Raw genomic sequence first — 2,088 nt, forward strand, 5'->3', positions numbered from 1 at the left:
GATGAGAGTCGCCTAGTTCGTAAAAAGGTGACAACTATGTTGACAAACACCGATATCGCCTTGTTCTATATGTCGTCCCTCACAATCATAGCTATTATAGGGTGCACGGTATTGTATGGTAAGTTGATCGCTTTTAGTGCGGGCAACTATATTACTAGGACCAGCATTATTTCTGGTGAGCCATTCAGATTCAATTCCTCTTACTCCTCTTAAGTTACCTACCTTAATCGGTAAACCTTCTTTGGTTATTTGTTCGCCTTGTTCAGAGCCAGTCAAAACAATACCAGTCCAAGCACTATTTTGTCGCATCGGATATGAAGCCCCCAAATTGGCATGAGCAATCTCTTTAGACATAGCATTAAATCCAAAGACCGCAACATCTTGAACATCAGACATAGACTGTTGCAACCTTTGACTACTTATACTATGGGTAAATAATTGAAAGGCCGCTGCACTTATTAATAATCCCAAACTCATGGATAGCATCAGCTCAATTAATGTAAAGCCATGCTCAGTTAAACTTACTAAATCGTTAGGGTCGTTTTTAGACTTAGACTTAGACTTAGACTTAGTGTTATTTTTAGTGTTATTGGCTTGTATAGTGTGGCAATTTTTAATTAGCAGCTCTTTGACTATCATTAATACATCTCAACGAAGACACAATCTGCATTCTTTGCATACTCGCCTTTAGTGGTAAGACATTTGATAGAAGTACTTTGCACTGAGTTCTTATTATCATAGGCACTTGTGGCTAATCCTGCTAAGGTCTGATTCCAAGCCACAATAAGACATTTTGACTGTAAGCTCTTTATAGAAATGGTTGTCGGACAGTCAACCATACCTAGATTAAATCCGTTAGACCCTGCCTGACTTTTTAGATTTGACACATCATTTCTAGCCACTTGTGCTGCATTACAACCTTGTTCTAACAAACAGTTTGTGGACTCAAGTCCTTCCTTAACATTAAAATATGCTTGATAAATAGCCAAATCCTCAGACTGGCTATTGGCTCGAATTCGCTCTAAAGTTTCATTTAATAACATAACCGCCTGAAGCCGTTTAGCAGAGTCAGTTGTACTGCTTATAGCACGAGTCTGTATGGCAGCATAACCTAGTGCAGCGCTACTGAATAAAAGTAGCGCTACCAAAACTTCCATTAATCCTAGGTCTTGCTGCTGTATTTGAGAGAGTGATAAAGCTGTTGCCATCCATAGCTGCCCGTTACTAATATCAAATAACTTTGAAATTAGCTTATTCATTTAAAATTGGTAAATAATAAAACTTATATATCAATTAAGTAAATTTTAATAACGGATAGTAGCTTATTTTTATGAACTATGCAGGTTTATTTTCCATGGGACACGCAATATGCAGAGATTTTTGCATTAGGATACGTCTGAATCAAGGTACTAGCAATTGCAGATAGCGTAGCCCCAGTGGTTACTACGTCATCGAATAAGAGCAATCGTTTTACTTCAGGTGATGAGTTAACATGAAAAGCATCGCTTATATTGGCTTGCCGTTCATGCCTATCTAGACCTTGCTGACTAATGACATCATCAACCCGATCGACGCCTTGCCATACAGGAATTTGCCAATGCTTAGACAAATAATAGGCAAGAACAGAAACTGGGTCGTAGCCGCGTTTTTTTAACCGGTTAGAAGTGGTTGGCGTAGGGACAATAACACTATTACCTGCATGACAGCCATGCGGTCTTGCTAATTGCTGCAATGCATGAACCAAAACTGGTAAGGCATCGACTTGTTCTTTGTATTTAAAAGCAATGATGGCGGAGCGTATATAGCTCAAATGAGGCGTAGCAGACTGAATCTTTAGATTAAAACAGGTGCTAGCCTGACCAATGTAGATATCATATTGTAAAGACTGAGGTTGCCACTCAATACTATTATGACAAGCTTTACAAACTGTAGAGAAATACAATGTTGGAGACAAATAAAACGAGCTCAATGTCTCGTCCTAAAATAGGTTGATGATTTAAAACAAGCCAGATACCCCGTGTATCTGGTTTTTTCTATGTAACCTGAATTCGGGATAAGCACATAAAATCTCTTAAAGCTTAGCGACCT

Annotated in this window: 3 protein-coding genes; all 3 read right to left on the reverse strand. The window is 38.6% G+C overall.

Annotation, left to right across the window (positions count from 1 at the left end; all coding sequences use genetic code 11):
- Nucleotides 1-12 precede the first annotated feature (12 nt).
- Nucleotides 13-639 (reverse strand): prepilin-type N-terminal cleavage/methylation domain-containing protein, encoded by a 627-nt coding sequence (locus QZ265_RS10740; protein WP_296406041.1) that lies wholly within the window; start codon nt 637-639, stop codon nt 13-15.
- The gene (locus QZ265_RS10745; RefSeq protein ID WP_296406042.1) at nt 639-1,208 is read right to left on the reverse strand and encodes a hypothetical protein; all 570 of its coding nucleotides are present in this window, start codon (nt 1,206-1,208) and stop codon (nt 639-641) included. The genes QZ265_RS10740 and QZ265_RS10745 overlap by 1 nt, the downstream gene beginning before the upstream one ends.
- 137 nt (nt 1,209-1,345) lie before the next feature.
- Nucleotides 1,346-1,969, reverse strand: a complete 624-nt coding sequence (locus QZ265_RS10750; protein ID WP_296406045.1) for a ComF family protein — start codon at nt 1,967-1,969, stop codon at nt 1,346-1,348.
- Between the last annotated feature and the right edge of the window lie 119 nt (nt 1,970-2,088).

This window comes from Psychrobacter sp. (assembly GCF_018260395.1).
Taxonomy (GTDB): Bacteria; Pseudomonadota; Gammaproteobacteria; order Pseudomonadales; family Moraxellaceae; genus Psychrobacter.